We start from the raw sequence: 23356 nt of genomic DNA on the forward strand, positions 1-23356 counted from the left end.
ATACTGTCCCTATTTCTTTTAAGCAGCTATGATATTTTGCAAAGCAGTAAAAACTTCTTCTTGGGACTGATTACCGTTGACTGTGAGGAGTTTTTCGCGCTGGCTGTAATAACTAATCAAGGGTGCAGTATCATCACGATAAACCTCCAGGCGGCGACGAATCACCTCCTGAGTATCATCTTTGCGTCCGCGTCCGAGTAAGCGACTAACAACAGTTTCATCTGGCGCATCCAGATTGACTACTTTTTCACCACCCTGTCCTAAATTTTCGAGTAATTTTGCCAAAAACTCTGCCTGTGTAACTTTACGGGGAAAGCCGTCTAAAATCCAACCTGATTTAGCATCTGATTTTTTCAGACGTTCCTCAACCATATCCTCTACTAATTTATCGGGGACTAATTCGCCTTTATCCATATAAGCTTGGGCTTGGATACCCAAATCTGTTTTCTCCTGAATAGCCTGACGTAGAATGTCACCTGTAGAAATATGGGGAATCTGTAAAAATTCAGCCAATATTTTAGCTTGAGTTCCTTTACCTGCTCCCGGTGGTCCCAAGAAGATTAATCGCGTCACTATTGTTTCACCATTCCTTCATATCGCTGAGATATAACATAAGTTTGGATTTGTTTAGCCGTATCAATTGCCACACCAACCAAGATTAACAAAGATGTTGCACCTAGCCCCTTAAAAGTTGGCACTTTCAAAGCACTTTCCACTGCGGTAGGAATAATTGCCACCAAACCCAAAAAGATAGCACCTAAAAAAGTGAGGCGATTTGTCACCCGTTCAATATACTCACTAGTAGCCTTACCGGGACGAATACCCGGAATACTAGAACCCATTTTTTTCAAATTCTGAGCCACATCTACAGGGTTGAGAATCAACGAAGAATAGAAGTAACTAAAGAAAACAATGGAAATTAAGTAAACGAGGGCATATACCCAAGGTGCAGAACCACCAGGACTCAGGTAAGTATTAACAATGTTTGCTAATTCGGGATTTTTAGTAAAATTGGCGACTAAAAGCGGCAAACTCAGGATGGCCGCTGCGAAAATAATCGGCATTACCCCCCCAGAATTAAGACGTAGGGGTAAATAACTCCGCTGTTCTGCTAAAACCTTTCTACCCACTTGACGACGGGCAGAAATAATAGGGATGCGGCGCATTCCCTCTTGTACGAACACAATACCCACAATAGTGAGCATAAAAACTAGTACAAGAACAATGACACGACCGACAATTTCCCGTCCACCCACCTGTACCAAGTCAATGGTATCACCCAGAGCCTTGGGTAAAGAAGCAACAATGTTGACAAAAATCAGCAAAGATGCACCATTACCAATACCCCGTTCCGTAATTAGTTCTGATGCCCACATCACGAACATTGAACCAGCAGTGAGAGCAATTGCGGTTTCTGCCACAAATATCGGACCTGGGTTGAGGGCAAATTGTTGGAGGAATAATGCCGAAAAAGCCACGCTTTGAATAATTGCCCAACCTACAGTCACATAGCGGGTAATTTGTGATATTTTCCGCCGACCTGCTTCCCCTTCATTTTTCTGTAAATTTTCTAAAGAGGGCAGAGCGGCGGTGAGCAATTGGATGATAATGGAAGCATTAATAAAGGGCAAAATCCCCAAAGCAAAGATCCCCAAAGTAGAGAGTCCTCGTCCAGAGAATATATCCAACAAGCCAAAGATGGAATTATTGCCCGATATAGCTTCAGCAAACTTAGGTCTATCAATTCCTGGTACAGGTAAAAAGATGCCCAAACGAACTAAAATTAAAATACCTACGGTAACAAGCAGCCTACCTCTCAGTCCGGCTGCTTGCGCCATTTGCATAAAAGTTTCTTGAGCCGTTGGGGCTTTGTCTCGACTGATCATAGAGTTTTACCTTTTAAGTATGAGGTGTGAAGTATGAGGTGTGAAGTTTCCAGTGCTTGATCTTTTATCCTTCATCCCGCATCCTTCATCTTTTATGCAGCTGTGGCTGTAGGCCGCGCTACGCTATCACAACTCCCACCAGCAGCCTCAATTTTGATACGAGCTTGACCCGTGAAAGCAGCGGCCTTTACCCGGAGAGGAACATTTAATTCCCCATTTCCCAAAATTTTCAATGGCCCCTTAGCAGCGGTTAAAATACCAGCCTCTTTTAAAGATTCCAGAGTTACTTCTGAGTTAGCAGGTAAATCATTTAACTTCTCTACATTAATGATCGTGTAAATTTTCCGATTAACGAGAGGGAATCCCTTGAGTTTAGGTATCCGGCGGTACAATGGCTGTTGACCACCTTCAAAACCTGGTCTTGTCCCACTACCAGAACGGGATTTTTGACCACGCATCCCTAGACCAGCACTAGCGCCTTGTCCAGCAGAAATACCTCTACCTACGCGCTTACGGCGTTTTTTCGAGCCTTTTTGAGGCTTAACATCGTTGAGTCTCATTTTGATTGGGGATTTTAGATTTTAGATTTTGGATTTGAGATTGAGAATCTGATACAAAGGGCGACTAAATATAGAGTTTCTCAATGGCGATACCGCGATCTTCAGCAACTTCACTTAATGTCCGCAGGGTTGATAGAGCGTTAACTGCGGCTCTAGCGTTGTTTAAAGGATTGTTTGAACCTAATTGTTTAGCCAGGATATTACGTATTCCTGCTAACTCTAATACAGTCCGTACAGCACCCCCGGCAATTACGCCTGTACCTGGTGCAGCTGGACGCATCATGACCTTAGCTCCACCACCAATACCATCAATGGGGTGAGGAATAGAATTGGATTTAGTGATAGGGATGTCAATTAGATGTTTTTTACCATCAGCGACACCCTTTTTAACTGCACCAATTACATCTGAGGCCTTGCCAACTCCGACTCCAACTTGTCCACGTTCATTACCGACGACGACAATGGCGCGGAAGCTAAGTTTTTTACCACCTTTGACGACTTTACTCACCCGGCGGATTTGGATAACTCGCTCTTGCCAGTTGGTTTCTTCTTTTTTCGCACGACTTGCTTTACGACGACCGGTTACCATAATCAATGTTCTCTTTTAGTTGTCAGTTGTCAGTTGTCAGTTGTCAGTTGCTACTGACCACTGACGGACTTAGAAATCTAAACCAGCCTCCCGTGCTGCCTCGGCTAGGGCTTTAATGCGACCATGATAGAGGTTGCCACCCCGGTCAAAAACTACCTTGGTGATGCCTTTTTCTAGAGCGCGTACTGCTACCAATTTACCAACTTGCACTGATGCTTCACAGTTAGCACCAGAAGCGATATTGGATTTTAATTCTGGTTCTACGGTTGATGCCGCTACTATAGTTTCCTGTTTGGTATCATCAATCACTTGAGCGTAAATATGCTCATTAGATCGGAATATAGCCAGACGGGGACGTTCGGCCGAACCGTTAACTTTACCACGAACGCGCCGATGACGACGCTGTTTTGATTCTCTACGAGTAAGTTTCATATTTACTTCTTACCACCCTTACCAGTCTTACCAGCTTTACGTCTGACCACTTCACCGGCATAGCGAATACCTTTACCTTTGTAAGGTTCAGGGGGACGAACGGCGCGAATTTTCGCGGCTGTGTTGCCGACAATTTCCTTGTCATAGCCACTGACTATGACATTAGTAGTACCTTCTACCGCAAATTGAATTCCCTCTGGTGGTTCAATTTGCACTTGATGGCTATAACCCATGTTTAAAACTAGGTTACGCCCTTGAATTTGAGCGCGATAACCGACCCCTTGGATTTCCAAGCGACGTTGAAAACCTTGGGATACTCCCTCTACCATGTTGGCCACTAGTGTGCGGCTCAAACCGTGCATTTGTCTAGAGGTCCGGGTTTCATCACGACGGGTAACTAGCAATGTTTCTCCGTCTTGGGAGACGATAACATTGTTAGGTAGTTGTCGGGAAAGTTCACCTTTAGGACCCTTTACCACTACTTTGACACCATCAATCGCCACTTGAACTTTGGCGGGGATGGTAATTGGACGTTTACCAATACGAGACATGATTTTTTGTTCTTTGTCTATTGTCAGTTGTTAGTTGTCACTTGTCAGTTGTTCGTTGTTTTGCCACTGACCAATGACCAATGACCAATGACGATTACCAAACGTGGCAAAGCACTTCACCGCCTAGATTTTGGCGGCGTGCTTCGCGGTCAGTCATAATCCCACTGGATGTAGAAATAATGGCAATACCGATACCGCCTAGCACTCTTGGTAATTCTTTTTTGTTGGAGTAAACTCGTAAACCGGGTTTACTGACTCGCTTGAGGGCAGTAATTAAAGGTTGGCGATTTTTACCTTTGTATTTCAGGGAAATAACTAGGTTACGCTTTACTCCTTCTCCTGCTTCTTCAACTTCCGCAATAAAGCCTTCTTCCCGCAATACCTTGGCAATACTCCGAGTCATCTTTGTAGCTGGTACTTGCGTAGTTTGATGTTTCGCCATATTGGCATTGCGGATGCGCGTCAGCATATCTGCAATTGTGTCGTTAGCCGCCATCGTTCCCTCTTTAGATGAACTTATTGATCACGAAAGGGCATTCCCATTTCCTTTAATAAGGCGCGGCCCTCTTCGTCTGTTTTTGCCGTGGTGATAATAGAAATATCTAAACCTCGGACTTGGTCAATTTTGTCGTATTCCACTTCTGGAAAAATTAGCTGTTCCCGCACACCTAGAGTGTAGTTGCCACGTCCGTCAAAGCTTTTGGGGCTGACACCGCGAAAGTCTCTGATTCTAGGTAGTGTCAGGTTAATCAGACGATCTAAGAAGGCGTACATCCGTTCGCCTCTGAGTGTCACCATAATCCCTACAGGCATACCTTGACGAATTTTAAAACCTGCGATCGCCTTTTTAGCCCGTGTTACTACTGGTTTTTGTCCAGTGATCAGGGCAATTTCGCTCAGGGATGCCTCCAGGGATTTAGCATTTTGAGCAGCTTCTCCCAAACCTCTGTTGACAGATACTTTGATCACCTTCGGCACTTGATGCACGTTGGTGTATTCAAACTGAGTAATCAATTTTGGGACAATTGTCTCTTGATATACAGTTTTTAGTCGTGTTATGGCCATAGTGTTTCTCCTTATATCCCCTGGGCTTGGTCAGGGAATTTTAGATTTTGGATTTTGGATTTTGGATTTGAGATTTTGGTGGAAAATCTAAAATCTCATCCTCATTCACCAGTTTATTTATCTAAAATCTCACCTGTTTTTTTGAGCATTCTCACTTTCTTACCCTCGGCAGTGAAAGTGTAGCAGACGCGACTAGCAACGTTTTGTTTGGTAGAATAGAGCATCACATTAGAGCTATGAATGGGGTACTCAGTCGTGACTATTTGCCCTGATTCCCCTTCTTGCTGGGGTTTCACGTGCTTGGTTTTCATATTGACACCTTTGACCACAACTTTGCTCAGTTGTGGTAGTGCTTTAATCACTTCACCAACTTTACCTTTATCTTTGCCGGCGATGACTTGCACAGTGTCACCGGTTTTGACGTGCATTTTATAAAAAACTTTGGGTTGTGGCTGCTTTGCCATTACAGCACCTCCGGAGCCAGAGAAACAATTTTAGTAAAGTTTTTATCGCGCAGTTCTCGAGCTACCGGACCAAATACCCGTGTACCTCTAGGATTACCTTCCTTGTTGATGATAACTGCCGCGTTATCATCGAAACGGATGGTCATACCGCTATCACGACTAATAGCCTTACGAGTACGCACAATTACTGCTTCTACAACATCAGACTTTTTGACAGCCATGTTGGGTGAAGACTCTTTGACAACGGCGATAATTCTATCACCTACGCCACCATAACGGCGGTTACCTGCACCTAATACGCGGATGCACATTAGTTTTTTAGCACCGCTATTATCTGCGACATTCAGATAAGATTGGGGTTGAATCACAACTGGTCTCTCTTTTGGGTTTGTTGTAGCTTATGTTACAACAGTTTACGCTGTAGCTTTGGTGTTCAGGATTTCTGTAACTTGCCAACGCTTAGTTTTGCTCAGGGGTCTGGTTTCTTGAATCCGCACGCGATCGCCTATTTTGCACGTATTTTCTTCGTCGTGAACTTTATAGCGGCGGGTTTTAACTACGATTTTGCCGTACTTGGGGTGAGGAGCGCGGTTTTCTATGGCTACTACCACAGTTTTTTGCATTTTATCGCTCACTACCAAGCCAACTCGTTCTTTGACTGCCATAATCTTCTACTTTTGCTCTTGGTCTGAAAGACTTGCTGCCCGTTTCCGTTCTCCTTCTACTGTCAGCAATTGGGAGAGTCGGTGGCGTGCGTGTTTGAACTGGTGAGGCTTTTCTAGTTGTCTTGTGGCTTTTTGCAAGCGCAACTGGAATAGTTGTCTTTTAACTGCAACAATTTCCTCAGCCAGACGTTCGTCATTTAATTCTCTAGCTTCCGCAATCTTGGGAAGAGGCATAAGCTACTCCTGCTCCTGTGGTTGAGAGCGCACAATAAATTTGGTCTTAATTGGCAACTTAGCGTCGGCCAATCGCATAGCTTCGCGGGCAATTTCTTCAGCAACGCCGCCAATTTCAAACATAATCCGGCCTGGTTTGACTACGGCTACCCAAAATTCTGGATTACCTTTACCAGAACCCATCCGGGTTTCAGCAGGACGCATGGTGATTGGTTTGTCTGGGAAAATGCGAATCCAGATCTTACCACCCCGGCGAATATAACGAGTCATTGCCCGACGGGAGGCCTCGATTTGCCGTGAAGTAATCCAAGATGGTTCTTGGGCTTGGAGTCCAAAGTCCCCAAAGTTGAGGGTACTGCCACGGCTGGCCAGACCTTCCATACGTCCGCGTTGTTGTTTGCGGAATTTAGTTCTTCTAGGACTTAACATGATTTGTCAGTTGTCGGTTGTCAGTAGGGGCAAACCCCCCGTGGTTGTCCGTTGTCCGTTGTCAGTTTTTTTTGCCACTGACTATTGAGCATTGACTAGGCTTCATTGGAGCGGTCTTCAAACTGTTGACGGCGACGTTGTTGTTGCCGGCGACGGGGTTCGCGTTCACGGTCTCCACGGTCACGGTCACGGTCACGGTCACGTTCTCTGGCTGGTTGGGTGGGAGCCTGTTCTTGACCAGGAATAATTTCTCCTTTAAATACCCAAACTTTAATACCGAGAATCCCGTAAATTGTCTTAGCTGTGCAGCCAGAGTAGTCAATATCAGCACGCAAGGTATGGAGAGGAACTCTGCCTTCACGGGTCCACTCTGTCCGGGCAATTTCTGCACCGTTGAGCCGACCACCGATTTGGATTTTAATTCCTTGTACTCCTGCCCTTTGCGCCCGTTGAATTGCTTGACGGACAACTCGACGGAAGGAAACACGACGTTCTAATTGTTGAGCAATGTATTCAGCAATTAGATAGGCATCAGCATCAACTCGTTGGATTTCGACTACATTAATGCGAATTTGGCGATTACCACCCAATGCCCCTTGCAGTCCCAACCGTAATGATTCAATACCTTGACCACCACGACCTACAACCACACCTGGTCTGGCTGTACGTACTTCTAGGTCAATTTGATCGGCTTTGCGCTCGATTCTCACTTCGGAAATCCCGGCGTTATTTTGCGCGTATCTACCTAGTTTTTGTTCAATGTATTGACGGAGTTTGTAATCTTCTTGTAGAAGTTCTGGATAACGGTCAGGTTCTGCAAACCAACGGGATTGGTGTTCTTGTGTTATACCCAGTCGAAAGCCGACTGGATGAATTTTCTGTCCCACAAATGCTTCCTCTAAAATTTCTGACTGTACGCAATTTTCTTGTGCCTATAAAGCTGTTTACTCAGCAGTAGCGCCGGCGGAAACCGCAACAGTTATATGACACGTTGGCTTGCGAATTTGGTAAGCTCGACCTTGCGCTCTGGGCTGAAACCGTTTTAGCACTGGACCTTGATCAGCGTAGGCTTGACTAATTACCAAGTCACCCCGGTCTAGTCCAGCATTATGCTCGGCATTAGCTGCGGCACTTCTGAGAACCTTTAATATTGGTTCACAAGCACCATAGGGCATAAATTCGAGAATGATTAGTGCTTCTCGGTAGGAACGCCCGCGAATTTGATCAAGTACACGGCGCACTTTATAGGGAGAAATGCGTATATAACGGGCGATCGCTTTTACTTCAGTAGTAGTATCAGTTGCCATAAGTTAATTGTAGATTGCGATTATCTCCCTGATTTTTTGTCACTTTTGCCATGACCTCTGTAGGTACGAGTAGGAGCAAATTCTCCCAATTTATGACCTACCATTTGTTCATTGACAAATACAGGAACGTGCTGCCGTCCATTGTGAACAGCGATAGTATGACCTACCATCAAGGGTAAAATTGTCGAAGCTCTCGACCAGGTTTTAACCACTTGTTTTTCATTTTTTGCATTCAACTTCTCAATTTTCTTGAGGAGATGGTCAGCAATAAACGGACCTTTTTTTAAAGAACGACCCATAGTGCAATTTTCGATTTTGGATTTTGGATTTTCAATTTCTGAATTTTGGATTTTGGATAACTAAGCTGTCCCATATTAGGCCTCAAAAACTTTGAAAGCTTAAAAATAGACCCAATCTAAAATCCAAAATTTAAAATCTCAAATTCTAGGACTGACGGCCACCACGTCCACGTTTAGAGGATTTGCGCCGACGACGGATAATTAATTTAGTGCTTGCTTTCTTGCGCTTACGGGTCTTAGCACCCAATGTAGGTTTACCCCAAGGTGTTACAGGACCGGATCTACCGATAGGCGCTCTTCCCTCACCACCACCATGGGGGTGATCCACAGGGTTCATGACGCTACCTCTAACCTTGGGACGACGGCCTTTCCAGCGATTCCGTCCAGCTTTACCAGCACTCAGGTTTCTCGCGTCTGTATTACCGACTTGGCCAATGGTGGCGTAGCAATCACGGCGAATCAAGCGGACTTCACCTGAAGGTAATTTTAAAGTTACATAGTTGCCTTCTTTAGCGACAACTTGGGCAGTTGCACCAGCAGCACGGACGATTTGACCGCCCTTACCTGGAGTCATTTCCACGTTGTGAACATTACTACCCAGGGGGATATTTGACAGTGGCAAAGCATTACCATCTTCAATGGGAGAATCAGGTCCTGCAATCACCTTTGTGCCTACAGTCATGCCATTGGGTTGCAAAATGTAACGTTTTTCGCCATCTTCGTACAATAACAAAGCGATCCGCGCATTCCGGTTAGGATCGTATTCAATGGCTGTAACTGTTGCCCAGACATTCCGCTTATCTCGCTTAAAGTCAATAATGCGGTAAAGTTGTTTGTGTCCGCCACCCCGACGACGGCTGGTTATCCGCCCTTGATTGTTCCGACCTTTGGGACGATGAACTGATTCAGTTAATGATTTTTCTGGCTCAGTTTTGGTAATTTCAGCAAAGTCGGAGATTGTAACTTGGCGAGTACTGGGGGTATAAGGGCGATAAGAACGAGTACCCATAGTTGAATTTTGAATTTTGGATTAATCAATTTTGGATTTTAGATTTTAGATTTTAGATTGTTTCTGATCTCAAATCTCTCATCTAAAATTTCTAGACTTCTGGGAAGAGAACTTTTCTAATTTTTTCTTCGTCCCCAGGAGCAACGGTGACAATAGCTCGCTTATATTGGGGCTTATAACCAATAAATCTACCTACACGTTTTTGTTTCCGTGGTGGGTTAGCGGTATTGATTTTGACGACCTTAACTGCAAATAGGTCTTCAATGGCGGCTCTGATTTGTGGTTTAGTGGCTTTAGGAGTTACTTCAAATGTATATTTGTTTTGCTCCATGAGCATGGTCGCTTTTTCGGTGAGAATGGGGCGACGCACTAAATCGGGTAGGTCACGGGTGGCAACTAGTTTAGACACTGTAGACCTCCTGAATCTTCTCTATAGTTGATGATGTGACAACAATTTTGTCAGCATGGAGCAGGTCGTAAACGTTTAACTGGTTAGCAGGAATCAGTTTTAAGTTTTCAATGTTCCGGGCTGATAAAAGCACGTTTTCTGCAATTTCCGACAAAATCAACAGTGTTTTTTGTTCCGGTGCAGCACCCCATCTAGCTAATGCGGCCACGAGTTCCTTTGTTTTAGGACGTTGTAACTCGTTGCTAAATTCCTCAACAATTATTAAGTCTTCAGCACGACTAATAAAGGCTGTTCGCAATGCCAAACGGCGTTCTTTGCGGTTCATTTGTAGGTTAAAATCTCTGGGCTTAGGTCCAAAGATCACACCACCACCACGCCATAATGGTGAACGAATAGAACCTGCACGGGCGCGACCTGTGCCTTTTTGCCGCCAAGGTTTACGACCACCACCACGAACTTCGGCACGAGTTTTAGTGCTGGCAGTTCCCTGGCGAGAATTGGTCATTTGTCTGACTAGGGCGCGGTGTACGATATGCGCCGCTGTTGTTTCTTTGGCAACTCGTAAGTCAAAGCTGGTTTCCCCAACTTGCTCTCCTTGCCAATTTTTAATTACACTCTCTACCATCTTTGTGTCCTTTGTCAGTTGTCAGTTGTCTTTTTTTGCCAATGACCAATGACTATTTTTTACCAACTTTCTTTGCCGGGAGAACGTTAACTAAAGCTCCTGGTTTACCAGGAATAGCTCCCTTAATGATGATTAAGTTACGTTCTGTATCTACTCTTACTACTGTCAGTTTGCGAATTGTGACACGAGTACCGCCTAAACGTCCTGCCATCCTTTTCCCGGGATAAACACGACCTGGGGTTGTACCAGCCCCAATAGAACCTGGCGCTCTGTGGTTTTTAGAACCGTGGGACATAGGTCCACGACCGAAGTTGTTACGCTTCTGGTTGCCGGCAAAACCGCGACCGATACTTGTGCCAACTACATCTACAATTTCACCAGCACTAAAAATGTCTGCTTTAATTTCTTGACCTAAAGCATAATCTCCAGCACTATCGGTGCGATATTCATTCAAATGACGGACAGCCGGGGCAGATGATTTAGCCAAATGTCCCAACAATGGTCTGTTTAGTGCCTTGGGTTTAACTTCACCATAACCAACTTGAATGGCTGCATAACCGTCGGTCTGTTTTGTTTTAACTTGTGTAACGGTGCATGGACCTGCTTGGATGACTGTGACAGGAATAGATACTCCTTCTTCATCAAAGATTTGGGTCATGCCCAGCTTGGTGCCGAGAATACCTACAGACACAGTTACTGGTTCTCCTTCCTAATTTGACTAATGGAAATCGAATTGGCAGTTTTGTCACGGTTGCTTGCAGGTAAACTATACCTTCAGAAATTTGGACTGGTGTTAATCAGTACAAAATCTTGGCAACGCAACAATTCTTGCTCTTTCTGTTTTAGTGAATTTGTTTATTTTCACTTACCTAATCTAATCACCATCACAAGAATAGTTTCCTACCCTATTGAGAAGGTGTTACTTCTACTTAATGCGAGGCTTGATTGCTTTGCGCTGTGTGCAGCAATGCTTTCGTCCAAGCAGTTGCTTTGGCACTCTACCGTTGTAGTGGGACTTAAGTGGTTATTAACCCTCAGTATCCGTTTCCTGACCATTAACATAATGCCATAAAACCAACATTATTGATCTGGAACTACTTCTCTTAATTAATAGTTTAAACTATTGTTTGAGGTCTGGCCTAATTTTTTTAGGATTTACGGGAGTGATTTGCTGTGGGAGCCTACATAAGATTTTGGCTCTCGGTTTGTGTCCTAGCTTTTTTAGTTTAGCAGTCTCTTGTCTAGATAAGCTAATTTATTCTTCTGGGGGAACTAACTAGAATATCAGATGCTAGGACTGGCTGATAACTCTAAAATAAGATGGCTATCTAATTTACTATTCGGTCACAATCTAACATTGTAAACCATTCATTAATTTTTGTCTAGTATTTTTTTAGATATTTTTAGATATATTATTGGGATGCTGATAGGGGGGTGATTTTGCCTAGATTTTAGCTTGAGATTCTCAAGGTTGATGAAAATATGCAGCTTCATTTAACTTAATCTACTAGCAGAGAGTGAATAATAGAGATATCTGAGATGGGATAGGAAGAAAATCTATGGCCTTAATTACCACTGGTAACGGTTTCATCCGCAATTTGGAGAAGTTTGGTGCGTTGGGTGTTTATGTTCCTCTGGAAGGGGGCTATGAAGGTCGCTATTTGCGCCGTTTGCGGGCTGCTGGCTATGTTGGCCTCCATATTACTGCTAGAGGATTAGGTGACGTGGCTGCATATCTGACTCAGGTTCATGGTGTGAGACCGCCACATTTGGGTAAAAAAAGCACTGGTAGTGGTGCTGCGGTGGGTGATGTATATTATTTACCACCCATACTCGATTCTCATTTAGCACAATTACCTCCTAAGTCGAAGGGGTTAGTATTGTGGATAATTGAGGGACATATTTTGTCTGATCAGGAAGTTGAGTATTTAATGGATTTACCCAAATTAGAACCAAGGGTTAAAGTAGTAATTGAGAGAGGTGGAGATCGCACTTTCCGCTGGAAACCTCTAGAAAAGACTCTGTTAGCTAGTTAGGGGATTTCCTGCCGTTCGCCCGTACAATGGTCAGTGGTCAGTTGTCGTTTGACTGACTGCTGGCTGTGGTTGTGACATCGAAACAATATCAAAACAATATAGTGAATCAGGGAAAATCAACCAATTCCTTCTAATTTGGCGTGAAGGTAATAAAGCGAAAATGAGACGTAAATCTTCTAACAATAGACCGACTAATACCCCTAAAGCCTCTATTTTCCAATCTCCGATTTTTAACTTCGCCAGCATTGCCATTTTTGGGGGGGTGCTGATTTTGGGAATTGGAATTGGGATTGCATTTAGTTCTACAACTACATTGAGTTCATCAAATGTGGCTTCCCGGGAGTTCATTGACACTAAAGCGCCAAATCCTGAGATTTGCGTCCAGTATGGAGCTAGTGCAATGGTGATGGATGCTAGATTATTTGTCACTCTTAATCCTTTTAATGTTTATGTTGCCCAGCCTAATATCCGTCCTGGATGTGTAATTCGTCAAAATAACTGGGCAATTTTGGAAAATAAAAAACTTGTGACTTCAGATCAGGTCAGGGAATGTAAAAATCGTTTGAATACCTTTGGCTTTACAGGGGACTTAGACAGCGAAAAGCCGGATATTAGATGTATATATCAAAATGAATCGGCTCAAAATTTCTTTTTATCTCAACCTGGGGCTGTGGGAACTCCTCAAGATACGGAAAGATTTTAAATATATAGGACTTACGCGAGTGTCACACAAAATAATATTTTTGTGTTTTTCGTGGAGGCTTTAGCCCTGATTATTTTCCTGTAGCATCTTGAAGAGAGGTCTAAAGTTCTGACTACAATAAGACTTACCCGCAGGTTACGGAATAATCAACCACGAAGGAGCGAAGATCACGAAGGAAAGAGGCTTTGAAAGATATTTTGCGTAAGTCCTGATTATATGTAGGATATTATGCCTGTTGCGTAGGTGCTGATAGTCTGGGTGGCGTAGCCTGTCTAAAATTTTTGTATGGGTAGGGGTTGACCAAATTCGATAATGGGAATTTCTGTAGGGTTGTTTGGGGAATTATTTTTGTTGACTGTAGGCTTAGGAAACATTGCTGAAGGGATGGGTGAATTGGGGACTGATGCGGGATTTTGAGAATTTAGAGGTGGTACAGTGACAAAAGGTTGTTGGGGGTTGGTAATCAAGTTTGTGGATGGTGGTAGGGTGGTGGAGAGATTTTGGGCGGGGGAAAAGGTAATATGGGGACTAAAGACCCAGCGCGTGGGTTTTTGTGGGGAAAGGGGCAAAAGTTGTATTTGATTGGATTGTAACTGAGTTCCTGGCGCTAAATCAAGAACTATGCGGGTGACGTTTTCGTTCATTTGAGAAATGCGAATTTTCTGAATTGCACCTGAGTATTCTTTTTGGGTGGGGACTTGACCGAGTTTGGTGTTAGGCAAATCAAGCACTAAACGTGGTGGTTCGGGAAGGTAAAAATATTGAGGTTTTACGGTAGCTGAGAGGTTAATTTTTAATTGCTGTGCTTTGGGGTTAAATTGCCAATTATCCAATTGTGCGACTGCTTGGGCAAAACTGATACTAGGGCTGAGAATAATTAGGGCAAATAAGCTCACCCTCATCGCTGGCAGAATTTGATTATTGCTAATTTTCATGACTTGATTATTTGGGGTTGGGATGTTTAGCACAGTGTACCGACTATCAAAAGTTAGGAATTGGGAATTGTTTCTTGGGTGTTAATTGCTGGTAACAGGGAGGTCAGGTGTGAGGTAATTTGACTGTAACGACGGGTAATAAGTAGAGAAGAACGACATTGAATGGCGAGTTGATCTGTGTATCTTCCTAGTGTTTGACGTTCAATTCCCCAGAGACGACTAGTACCAACAATAGTTAAATCAACATTTTCTGAAGCAGTAATTACTGTTCGCATTGGGTCTGGAGTGGTGACGGTGTTGATCTGAATCCGATCGCGGACACTCTTAGGTAATTGCCCCATCATGGCATTAAGTTCATAACTTAGTTCGTCTGAGGTGTGATGTCCTTTAAATACCTGTAAAACTTGCAACATACAAGTATCATGGTTAATGAGCATTCTCAAAGCGATGATTAGTGCTAAATCGTCATGAATGTTGGCGGAGTAGGGAACTAATAAACTTTCACTAGCGTCGCCACCTTTATCTACAAATACGGCCACGTCTACTGGTGTAGTGCTAAGAATTTGTCCAACTCTTCCCCCCAAACGATTGTTACTAAAAGCGGGACGATGCCAGCCAACAAGAACTAAATCTGACATGACAATTTTGGCGGCTATTTGTGCTGTTTCTCTGGCGACATTGCTAGATATCCGAACTATGGGATGGATATAGGAGCGTGTTTCTGGTGGTTCTAGGGTAGCGATTAATTCTTCTAGTTTTTGACGACGTTCGGCTATGAGTCTATCGGCTTCGTTGGGGCTACTCTCAAAGCTATAGTCTTCTTCGAGTTCAATGAAACTGAGGGGATAAACTACGGCGGGTTGTCGGTTGTTGATGGCGATCGCTGCTGCTAATTGTAACAAACCTTTTTGGGTGTCGGGATTAGCTACTGGAACTAAAATCCGATATTGTGATGAATAGGGTTCACTAATTTCTGGTGGGGTTTCTGGTGGAATTTCTGCTTCTGGTTCAACAATATCTAATCTAATCAGGCGTTTAGGATATGTCCATTCTAGTAATGGTGAGGTCATGAATGTTGTCACCAAGGCCATAATTACTAACATGGTGAAAAGCAAGGGTGTAATTACTTTTAATTCTAACCCGATATTCAAGACGATTAACTCGGTTAAACCACGAGTATTCATTAACCAACCCAGGGCGGAAGATTCTCGTTTGTCAATGCCGCTGAACCTAGCTGCTACATAAGCACCAATATATTTACCGCCAATTGCCACTAATAAAATCAAGGCAGACAATAGCCATAACTTAGGACTGTTGAGTAAACCAATTTGTGTTTTTAAACCACTGTAGGCGAAGAATATTGGTAATAGAAAGATGAGGACAAAATCTTCAGTTTTGATGGCCAATTCTCTGACTAATTCCTCATCTTTGGGCATGACTGCGCCTAACAGGAATGCGCCAAAAATCAGATGAATACCGATAAATTCCGTAATTAAAGCGGAGGAAACAACCCCCATATAAATTACAGCCAGGAGGAATTGACTCAAGCGCCCAGCCCGACGATGATGTTTACTCAAACGTTTGAGAAACCAACGTCCAACTGTGAACATGAAGCCAATATAAACAATACTTTCAATAATAGTGAGAACGGCCTGTTGATCAATGCTACCATGACGAGCAACGGCGATCGCTACGGCCAAAATACACCAAGCTGTGACATCATCCACTGCGGCGCAAGTCAAAGCTAATGTGCCTAAACGAGTTCCCTGTAAGTTGTTTTCGGTAATAATTCGCGCCAAAACAGGAAAGGCAGTAATTGACATTGCTGCCCCTAAAAATAAAGCAAAAGGAGCAAAATTGACATTACTACTGGAAACTAAAGGATACAGTACGAAAGATAATACAAATGCAGAAGCGAAAGGAACAATAATACTGAGATTGGAAATGAGAATGGCAGTTTTTAAGTTACCACTCAGATATTTGGGATTTAATTCTAACCCAATCAAAAACATGAAAAATATTAGCCCTATTTGCGATAAAACGTTCAAATAAGGCATTGTTTCTGATGGAAAGAGATGATGTGCTAGATCAGGAGCAATTAAACCAAATAATGATGGACCAAGCATAATGCCGGCGAATATCTCACCAATTACCAATGGTTGTTTAATTGCTTTAAATCCCAGTCCTACAAGTCTTGAGAGTCCAATAACAATTAGCACTTGAACTAGAACGAGAACAACTGTGTGCATAGTTTCCCCACTAACGATTACCAGATTTGACGCAGATAATTTTTGATAACTGTGAATATTGTCAATATGATTAGATACATCTGGAGACCATTTTTATTGGTTTGAGATGTTAGTCATGGTTACTTTACCATCTTAATGGTTAATGCTAAAAATAACTAACTATCAATTTGGCGATTAAACTAGAAATAATTTGACAATCAGCAATAATAAAACAAATCAAAGAGAATCTAGGATTTATAACTGTTGATCAAGAAATTATTTAATCCAAAAAGTTAATCATATAGAATTTACGCAAAAAATCAGGAAACCGGGGGTAATTAATGAATTACCCATAAGCAATAATCAGGTTTATGGCTAGGCCACAACTGCTATCAATAATATTTTCGATATTTATCATGTCATAAATGCTGTCAGTTACGTGAGTATTGGTCACCAGAATCAAGTCAAAATATGGACTTTGATAGTGATTTCCCAGTAAATGTACCACATATCTGGGAGGAGCAGCTAGAATTTCGGCGATCAAGCCAGAGAATATAGTTCAAAAATGACGAAAACTGGCATTAGTCGGGGATTCTCAAGGAGAAAATTTATTTTTATAGTCAAAAAACTTGTAAATATTGCGTTAATTTTTGTTAAGATTGAATACGGCGTTAGTTTTGCCCCTTTTCCTACCCAAGAGACACTTCATGCTGCGACTAGAACATATCAGTAAAATTTATCCTACAGGCGAAGTTCTTAAAGATATCAACTGGGAAGTCAAACCAGGAGATCGTATTGGTTTAGTTGGTGTTAATGGTGCGGGAAAATCTACCCAACTGAAAATTATCTCTGGGGAGATTGAACCGACTGCTGGGGAAATTATTCGTCCGGCTAGTTTACATATAGCTTATCTTAACCAAGAGTTTGAGGTTGACCCCACTCGCACAGTCAGAGAGGAGTTTTGGACTGTATTTAAAGAAGCTAACGAGGTACAGTTAGCTTTGTCTCACATACCTCGTGAGATGGAAACTGCCTCTCCAGAAGAGTTAGATGAATTAATTCACAAACTAGACAGGTTGCAGCGGCAATTTGAAGCTTTAGACGGATATAACTTAGACTCCCGCATTGGTAAAATATTACCAGAAATGGGATTTCAATTGGAAGATAGTGATCGCCTAGTGAGTGCTTTTTCTGGCGGTTGGCAAATGCGAATGAGTTTAGGTAAAATCCTCCTCCAAAAACCCGATTTATTACTATTGGACGAGCCGACAAACCACTTAGATTTAGAAACTATTGAGTGGTTAGAAAATTACCTCAGAGGTTTAATTACCCCGATGGTGATAGTTTCCCATGACCGGGAATTTCTGGATCGTCTTTGTAACCAAATTGTAGAAACTGAACGGGGTGTTTCTAGTTCTTACCTGGGTAATTACTCATCATACCTACAACAAAAAGCAGAAAATCAATCGGCACAGTTGAACGCTTATGAACGTCAACAAAAAGAACTAGAAAAACAACAAGCATTTGTAGATAAATTCCGCGCTAGTGCTACCCGCAGTACCCAGGCAAAAAGTAGAGAAAAGCAACTAGACAAAATTGAACGCATCGAAGCACCTGTAGGCGGAGTCAGAACCCTACATTTCCGTTTTCCTGATGCTAGTCGTAGCGGTAGAGAGGTAGTAGAAATTAAGGACTTAACCCATATTTATGGAGATAAAATTCTATTTTTATCCGCAAATCTGTTAGTAGAAAGAGGAGACAGAATTGCGTTTCTAGGTCCTAATGGTGCGGGTAAATCCACACTTTTGAAAATGATTATGGGTGTGGAAAAACCCACAGAAGGGATTGTTAAATTAGGAGATCACAACGTTATTGCTGGTTACTTTGAACAAAACCAAGCGGAAGCGTTAGATCTAAATAAAACTGTCATGGAAACCATTCATGATGAAGTTCCCGAATGGACAAATGAAGAAGTTCGCACACTGTTAGGAAGATTCTTATTTACTGGTGATACCGTATTTAAGAAAGTTGGGGCATTAAGTGGAGGTGAAAAAGCTCGGTTAGCGTTGGCGAAAATGCTATTGCGTCCAGCGAATTTAATCATTTTGGATGAGCCTACCAATCACTTAGATATTCCAGCGAAGGAAATGATGGAAGAGGCCTTACAAAATTATGATGGTACAGCCCTTGTAGTTTCCCATGATCGTTATTTTATTTCCCAAGTAGCTAATAAAATAGTAGAAATTCGTGATGGTGAATTTCGGGTTTACTTAGGAGATTATCACTATTATCTGGATAAGAAAGCCGAAGAAAAAGAATTAGCAGAATTGGCAGCAGCAGAAGCGGAAAAAGCCGCAAAAAAAGCTGCCAAAGCTGCCAAAGCTGGAGCAAAACGAAAGTAGGTAATATCGGCAAATGGGTGACTGATTGTGATTCTGGCTTTCTGTCACCTGTTTTTTAAGCAGCAATTTACATCTCCCGGTTCGCCCATTTTTTAAGGAGTTAGGAAACAGCTTTACGGTACTTATCCTTGTATAACCCGATTTTATTTATTGGCAGGTGCTGAAATCCAAACTTGTAAGCAGCCGAGTCGGACTTTAGTTGCAAGAGATCATCATCTGGGACTACAAAGCTGACATCGTTCTTAATTAAATTTCCCTCGATAGTAATAGTCTTGTCGGTCAGTTTGTTCTTTAACTTTAACCAGCCGTCACCAAAATAGACGTTACGTATAATTTTATTGCCTTTGGGAACGCCATATTCATCTTCTAAAATTTTCACCAATTGAGGGTAGCGGATACTGTAGGGCGGATGTTTATAGTTCATATCTTCCAGCTTTTCCACCATTCTCCAATTACCTCCGCGAGCAGCACTGGCTTTTGCCCAGCCTAAAATACGTGCATCTACAGATATTGAAATCTTATTTTTAACAAAGATGTTGTTCTCTACTGTGTTATCACGTCCGCCACCGATTAACACGCCCTGCTGCACTTTATAGAATAGGTTACCATAGATTGTTGTACCGCTAGTACCGTCGTCAAGGTACACTGCCATAACAAGAGTAGAGTGAGTAGAGTTGTTTTGCTTTTGAAGTCCGTACAGGTGGTGAAAATAGTTATAGCGGATGATGTTCCCTTGCTGGGTGTAGTCTCCACCCATATAAAATGCCCCAGCATCATTAGTTTCTAAGCAAACGTGGTGGATATTGTTGAACTCAATGATGTGATCGTTGCCGCTAAGAAGAATAGCATTGTGGGGCGCGTCATGAATCAAATTATGTGAGATCAGATTACCAACACCTTGAATAGAAATGCCTGCTCGGTACGTCTTCACCCACCTAGCATAATTATGAATGTGATTATTGATAGCATAGTGCTTTGCTGGTGTCAGGGTTTTGCGATCGCCTCCATTCAAGACTATACCCGTTTCACCAATGTTATATACATCGCTGCTAATGACACCGTGGCGGATTCCTCCCTTAATTTCCACCCCATTTGTACCAAGGTTACGAATTTGACAGCCTGCAACCAAGACGTTCTCCCCCTTAACTATCCTAAGGGCTGCACCTCTGGAATCTTCAAATATCAGACCACTCAGGGTAATATAAGATGCAGCATTTAGGGAAACCAGTGGCTCTTTCATCATAGAAACAATAGCCCGGTTGTTTTCCACAGGTGTTGGTGGCCAAAAATAGAGAATGCCAGTTTGACGATGCAAATAATATTCACCGGGGGTGTCCAATTCTTCTAGGAGGTTAAGGACGTAATAACGCTTGCCCTTTGTGTAGCCATAGACCCCGTGGGGCGGCTCAGTAGCAATTTCGTGAGTCTGTGTGTTGATCAGCTTGACTTTTTCATAGGAGTCTGCCCAATCCCAAGTCCAGTAGCCGTGTAACCAAATATCCCGCTTATTATTCCATAGCTGAGGGCGATTGCCGTCATAAGTGAACCTACCACCATTCTTTCCCGCCGGCACATCGGCGATTTTTAGATCACCCTGGTTAGGCCAACGTGCTATGTGCATGGGTTGGTCTGCAAAAAACAGTTCTAAGGGAGAAGGATGATCGGGTCTTCCGAAGCCGCGTGGTGAGAGTTGTCCGTAATCAGTAATCCCCTGTGCTTTCAGATCGACTTGTAGGATCTTGCCACGGGCGACAGGTTGCATCTGCTTGAGGATACTGTGATCATTAACAGGGTAGAAATCCCGGATCTCCTTTCCCCCAGAGAGACGAACTTGCTCATTTAAGTAGGGACGGTAAACAATGGGCGAATCCTTTGTGCCGCTATCTTCTGCATTCAGGATAAATGGTACCTTACGTTCATAAATGCCCCCACGTAGGTAGACAGTAATGCCGCCTTTAGGGAATTTACGCCCCTTTTTCAGAGTACGGATCTGATCACGCACCCGCTCAAGTGTCTGGAATGGTCCATCGGTCTTCTCTGAATTAGGTGCCGCAATCTCACCTGACCAGGTATCGTTTCCTAGAGGAGAAACGTATAGGTTTACTGGTGTCGAACTGGCATTTGCTCCTAATATAGTGCAGCAAATAACAAGTATCAGACCAATACAGAAATACCATAGAGTTTGCAACCTTATACTGATGTACATTTGGTATCTGTTCCTGAAAGCTAATCCAAAATTAATTATACACGTGAGGTGTATATATATAAGGTGGATTGACTCTTTTATTCTTGGAGAGGTTTCCCGTTTCCAATAGATAAGTTATCTACTATTAAAAAAATAAAGTGAAATCCTGATGAGACAAGAATTTTAAAAAGCTGACTGGTAAATGCTGACCGGGGACTGGGATAAGATCAACAGAATTTAACTTCCATAAATGATTAGCAATGGTATCATTCAAGTATTACAAAAAGTAAAGGGCGATTTTACTATGACCAAAGCACCTGTTGCTCCTGTGGTGCTAGTCATTCTAGATGGATGGGGCTACTGTGAGGAAAAGCGAGGAAACGCTATTATTGCTGCCAAAACTCCCGTCATGGACAGTTTATGGGCAGCCTATCCCCACACCCTCATTCGCACATCAGGAAAAGCCGTAGGGTTGCCAGAAGGTCAAATGGGCAACTCGGAAGTTGGTCATTTGAACATTGGCGCTGGTCGGGTCGTACCGCAAGAACTGGTACGGATCTCAGATGCTGTAGAAGACGGTTCTTTAAGGGTAAACCCAGCCCTGGTGAAAATTTGCCAGGAAGTCCGTTCCACTAATGGCAAGTTACATCTAGTGGGGCTTTGTTCTGATGGGGGGGTGCATTCCCATATTACCCATCTATTGGGACTACTTGACTTAGCCAAGGAACAGCAAGTTTCACAAGTTTGTATCCATGGGATTACTGATGGCCGTGACACGAAACCAAAAGATGGAATCAGGTTCATCCAGCAGCTAGAAGAATACATAGAGGATATTGGTATTGGTGAAATTACCACTATTAGTGGTCGCTATTATGCCATGGATCGTGATCACCGCTGGGATCGAGTCCAACGGGCTTACGATGTAATGACAACAGACGGTGCAGGCAATGGACTCTCGGCTGTAGAGATATTGCAAGCATCCTACGCTGAAGGTATTACTGATGAGTTTATTCTCCCCGTCCGTTTGCAACCAGGTGCCGTAGAATCGGGTGATGGGGTAATATTTTTTAATTTCCGTCCTGACCGTGCTAGAGAACTAACTCAAGCTTTTGTCAGTAAAACTTTTAACGGTTTTGAAAGATGGCAAATTGTGCCGCTTTCTTTTGTAACTTTTACCCAATATGATCCAGAATTACCCGTTTCTGTGGCTTTCGAGCCTCAAAACCTGACTAATATTCTGGGTGAAGTTATCGCTAACCGTGGTTTAAAACAGTTTAGAACTGCGGAAACGGAAAAATACGCTCATGTCACCTATTTCTTTAATGGGGGAATGGAAGAGGCTTGTGTGGGAGAAGACCGGGAATTGGTCAGTAGTCCCATGGTAGCGACCTATGATCAAGCCCCAGCGATGTCAGCACAAGCTGTGACGGATGTGGCGATCGCTGCTATTAAAAAAGGCATCTACTCCCTAGTAGTGATGAACTATGCTAACCCTGATATGGTAGGGCATACGGGACAAATACCGGCTACAGTAACAGCTATTGAAACGGTAGATCTTTGTTTGGGTCGTCTGATTGATACAATTGGTAAAGCTGGTGGTACGGCAATTATTACTGCTGATCACGGCAATGCTGAGTATATGCTAGATGATGGCGGTAATCCTTGGACAGCGCATACTACCAACCCAGTTCCCTTAATTTTGGTAGAGGGTGAAAAAGCCAAAATACCAGGATATGGAACAAATGTGGAATTAAGAAATGATGGCAAATTAGCCGACATTGCCCCAACTATTCTGGATATTTTACAAATATCCCAACCCCAGGAAATGACCGGGCGATCATTACTCAAAGCCGCAGAATATGATTTACAATTAACTCGTACTCCTGTACAGGTGGGCTTGTAAAATTGTAAAATGTTAGGGGTTTAGTCCTGGTGACTGGAAGTCGCAGCTACACAATCAAAGTCCGCCGGCGCGGACTCAAGAAAAATCAAGATTTTGAAACCTACGCTGGTGGGTTTTGCCTGTGTAGACGCGGTTTCTAACCGCCAATTTAGCTAAATCCCTTATTGTTTGATGACTTCTTATAACCAACATTTCTAATATGACAATTACTAACATCGTACAAGGTATTTGGGCATTTTCTGCTCTTGGTTTAATTGTTCTGGTTTTGTTACATAGTCCTAAAGGTGACGGAATTGGTGCTATTGGTGGACAAGCACAATTGTTCACAAGTACCAAAAGTGCCGAAAATACTTTAAATAGAGTTACTTGGGCGTTAACGGTGGTTTTTATGGGTTTGACTGTGGTTTTAAGTGCTAATTGGTTGCCCAAGTAGTTGCGAA

General features: G+C 42.9%; 28 protein-coding genes. 5 read left to right on the top strand and 23 right to left on the bottom strand.

The window, feature by feature from the left end; translation table 11 throughout:
• Nucleotides 1-18: 18 nt before the first annotated feature.
• The 20 genes from H6F39_RS00865 to rplC all read right to left on the bottom strand — a co-directional run bounded on the left by H6F39_RS00865 (nucleotide 19) and on the right by rplC (nucleotide 11215).
• Entirely contained in the window at nucleotides 19-573 is a 555-nt protein-coding gene (locus H6F39_RS00865; protein ID WP_137906390.1) for an adenylate kinase, read from the bottom strand.
• A complete protein-coding gene (gene secY / locus H6F39_RS00870) occupies nucleotides 573-1886 on the bottom strand; it encodes a preprotein translocase subunit SecY (protein ID WP_137906391.1) in 1314 nt (437 codons plus the stop codon). The genes H6F39_RS00865 and secY overlap by 1 nt, the downstream gene beginning before the upstream one ends.
• Nucleotides 1887-1978: 92 nt before the next feature.
• The gene (gene rplO, locus H6F39_RS00875; protein WP_137906392.1) at nucleotides 1979-2446 is read right to left on the bottom strand and encodes a 50S ribosomal protein L15; all 468 of its coding nucleotides are present in this window, start codon (nucleotides 2444-2446) and stop codon (nucleotides 1979-1981) included.
• Between the two features lie 64 nt (nucleotides 2447-2510).
• Complete coding sequence (gene rpsE, locus H6F39_RS00880) at nucleotides 2511-3035, bottom strand: 30S ribosomal protein S5 (protein ID WP_028089024.1); 525 nt, start codon at nucleotides 3033-3035, stop codon at nucleotides 2511-2513.
• Between the two features lie 69 nt (nucleotides 3036-3104).
• Nucleotides 3105-3467, bottom strand: a complete 363-nt coding sequence (gene rplR, locus H6F39_RS00885) for a 50S ribosomal protein L18 (protein WP_028089025.1) — start codon at nucleotides 3465-3467, stop codon at nucleotides 3105-3107.
• A gap of 2 nt (nucleotides 3468-3469) precedes the next feature.
• Nucleotides 3470-4018 carry a 50S ribosomal protein L6 gene (gene rplF, locus H6F39_RS00890; RefSeq protein WP_137906393.1) on the bottom strand — a complete coding sequence of 183 codons (549 nt, stop codon included), beginning with the start codon at nucleotides 4016-4018 and terminating at the stop codon, nucleotides 3470-3472.
• A gap of 94 nt (nucleotides 4019-4112) precedes the next feature.
• Nucleotides 4113-4514: a 30S ribosomal protein S8 gene (rpsH, locus tag H6F39_RS00895; protein ID WP_028085248.1), complete on the bottom strand. Its 402-nt coding sequence runs from the start codon at nucleotides 4512-4514 to the stop codon at nucleotides 4113-4115.
• Nucleotides 4515-4534: 20 nt separating this feature from the next.
• Nucleotides 4535-5083: a 50S ribosomal protein L5 gene (gene rplE, locus H6F39_RS00900; RefSeq protein WP_137906394.1), complete on the bottom strand. Its 549-nt coding sequence runs from the start codon at nucleotides 5081-5083 to the stop codon at nucleotides 4535-4537.
• A gap of 113 nt (nucleotides 5084-5196) precedes the next feature.
• A complete protein-coding gene (gene rplX / locus H6F39_RS00905; protein ID WP_137906395.1) occupies nucleotides 5197-5547 on the bottom strand; it encodes a 50S ribosomal protein L24 in 351 nt (116 codons plus the stop codon).
• Nucleotides 5547-5915, bottom strand: a complete 369-nt coding sequence (gene rplN / locus H6F39_RS00910; protein WP_137906396.1) for a 50S ribosomal protein L14 — start codon at nucleotides 5913-5915, stop codon at nucleotides 5547-5549. The genes rplX and rplN overlap by 1 nt, the downstream gene beginning before the upstream one ends.
• A 45-nt stretch (nucleotides 5916-5960) precedes the next feature.
• Complete coding sequence (gene rpsQ, locus H6F39_RS00915) at nucleotides 5961-6212, bottom strand: 30S ribosomal protein S17 (protein ID WP_137906397.1); 252 nt, start codon at nucleotides 6210-6212, stop codon at nucleotides 5961-5963.
• Between the two features lie 6 nt (nucleotides 6213-6218).
• Nucleotides 6219-6446, bottom strand: coding sequence for a 50S ribosomal protein L29 (rpmC, locus tag H6F39_RS00920; protein WP_027402099.1), 228 nt, complete (start codon nucleotides 6444-6446; stop codon nucleotides 6219-6221).
• 3 nt (nucleotides 6447-6449) lie between these two features.
• Nucleotides 6450-6875, bottom strand: a complete 426-nt coding sequence (gene rplP, locus H6F39_RS00925) for a 50S ribosomal protein L16 (protein WP_137906398.1) — start codon at nucleotides 6873-6875, stop codon at nucleotides 6450-6452.
• Between the two features lie 95 nt (nucleotides 6876-6970).
• Nucleotides 6971-7762, bottom strand: coding sequence for a 30S ribosomal protein S3 (gene rpsC, locus H6F39_RS00930; RefSeq protein WP_137906399.1), 792 nt, complete (start codon nucleotides 7760-7762; stop codon nucleotides 6971-6973).
• A gap of 57 nt (nucleotides 7763-7819) precedes the next feature.
• Nucleotides 7820-8182, bottom strand: a complete 363-nt coding sequence (rplV, locus tag H6F39_RS00935) for a 50S ribosomal protein L22 (protein WP_137906400.1) — start codon at nucleotides 8180-8182, stop codon at nucleotides 7820-7822.
• A 20-nt stretch (nucleotides 8183-8202) separates the two neighbouring features.
• Entirely contained in the window at nucleotides 8203-8481 is a 279-nt protein-coding gene (rpsS, locus tag H6F39_RS00940) for a 30S ribosomal protein S19 (protein ID WP_028085257.1), read from the bottom strand.
• A gap of 145 nt (nucleotides 8482-8626) precedes the next feature.
• Nucleotides 8627-9490 (bottom strand): 50S ribosomal protein L2, encoded by an 864-nt coding sequence (gene rplB / locus H6F39_RS00945; RefSeq protein ID WP_137906401.1) that lies wholly within the window; start codon nucleotides 9488-9490, stop codon nucleotides 8627-8629.
• A gap of 91 nt (nucleotides 9491-9581) precedes the next feature.
• The gene (locus H6F39_RS00950; protein ID WP_137906402.1) at nucleotides 9582-9899 is read right to left on the bottom strand and encodes a 50S ribosomal protein L23; all 318 of its coding nucleotides are present in this window, start codon (nucleotides 9897-9899) and stop codon (nucleotides 9582-9584) included.
• On the bottom strand, nucleotides 9892-10524 hold the full coding sequence (gene rplD, locus H6F39_RS00955; protein WP_137906403.1) for a 50S ribosomal protein L4: 633 nt from the start codon (nucleotides 10522-10524) through the stop codon (nucleotides 9892-9894). Before rplD ends, H6F39_RS00950 begins: the two co-directional genes overlap by 8 nt.
• Nucleotides 10525-10576: 52 nt before the next feature.
• Nucleotides 10577-11215, bottom strand: a complete 639-nt coding sequence (rplC, locus tag H6F39_RS00960) for a 50S ribosomal protein L3 (RefSeq protein ID WP_028085261.1) — start codon at nucleotides 11213-11215, stop codon at nucleotides 10577-10579.
• An 868-nt stretch (nucleotides 11216-12083) separates the two neighbouring features.
• Between rplC and H6F39_RS00965 the strand changes: the two genes are divergently transcribed.
• Complete coding sequence (locus H6F39_RS00965) at nucleotides 12084-12560, top strand: NAD(P)H-quinone oxidoreductase subunit N (RefSeq protein ID WP_028085262.1); 477 nt, start codon at nucleotides 12084-12086, stop codon at nucleotides 12558-12560.
• A 160-nt stretch (nucleotides 12561-12720) separates the two neighbouring features.
• Entirely contained in the window at nucleotides 12721-13263 is a 543-nt protein-coding gene (locus H6F39_RS00970) for a DUF3172 domain-containing protein (protein WP_028085263.1), read from the top strand.
• Between the two features lie 272 nt (nucleotides 13264-13535).
• Here the strand turns inward: H6F39_RS00970 and H6F39_RS00975 are convergent, their stop codons facing one another.
• Nucleotides 13536-14231: an AMIN domain-containing protein gene (locus tag H6F39_RS00975; protein WP_370539355.1), complete on the bottom strand. Its 696-nt coding sequence runs from the start codon at nucleotides 14229-14231 to the stop codon at nucleotides 13536-13538.
• 20 nt (nucleotides 14232-14251) lie between these two features.
• Nucleotides 14252-16447 carry a cation:proton antiporter gene (locus tag H6F39_RS00980; RefSeq protein ID WP_190396052.1) on the bottom strand — a complete coding sequence of 732 codons (2196 nt, stop codon included), beginning with the start codon at nucleotides 16445-16447 and terminating at the stop codon, nucleotides 14252-14254.
• A 686-nt stretch (nucleotides 16448-17133) separates the two neighbouring features.
• On the opposite strand from H6F39_RS00980, the gene H6F39_RS00985 reads away from it, so the two are divergent.
• Nucleotides 17134-18828 (top strand): ABC-F family ATP-binding cassette domain-containing protein, encoded by a 1695-nt coding sequence (locus H6F39_RS00985; RefSeq protein ID WP_137906406.1) that lies wholly within the window; start codon nucleotides 17134-17136, stop codon nucleotides 18826-18828.
• Nucleotides 18829-18928: 100 nt separating this feature from the next.
• On the opposite strand, the gene H6F39_RS00990 is transcribed toward H6F39_RS00985, so the two are convergent.
• Complete coding sequence (locus tag H6F39_RS00990; RefSeq protein WP_190396053.1) at nucleotides 18929-21034, bottom strand: right-handed parallel beta-helix repeat-containing protein; 2106 nt, start codon at nucleotides 21032-21034, stop codon at nucleotides 18929-18931.
• A 283-nt stretch (nucleotides 21035-21317) separates the two neighbouring features.
• Here H6F39_RS00990 and gpmI point away from each other — a divergent pair, with 283 nt between their 5' ends.
• Both gpmI and secG read left to right on the top strand, forming a co-directional pair.
• Nucleotides 21318-22916 (top strand): 2,3-bisphosphoglycerate-independent phosphoglycerate mutase, encoded by a 1599-nt coding sequence (gene gpmI / locus H6F39_RS00995; protein ID WP_190396054.1) that lies wholly within the window; start codon nucleotides 21318-21320, stop codon nucleotides 22914-22916.
• A 199-nt stretch (nucleotides 22917-23115) separates the two neighbouring features.
• A complete protein-coding gene (gene secG, locus H6F39_RS01000; protein ID WP_137906409.1) occupies nucleotides 23116-23349 on the top strand; it encodes a preprotein translocase subunit SecG in 234 nt (77 codons plus the stop codon).
• Nucleotides 23350-23356 lie beyond the last annotated feature (7 nt).

Origin of the sequence: Dolichospermum sp. FACHB-1250 (assembly GCF_014696335.1) — a bacterium.
Taxonomy (GTDB): domain Bacteria; phylum Cyanobacteriota; class Cyanobacteriia; order Cyanobacteriales; family Nostocaceae; genus Dolichospermum; species Dolichospermum planctonicum.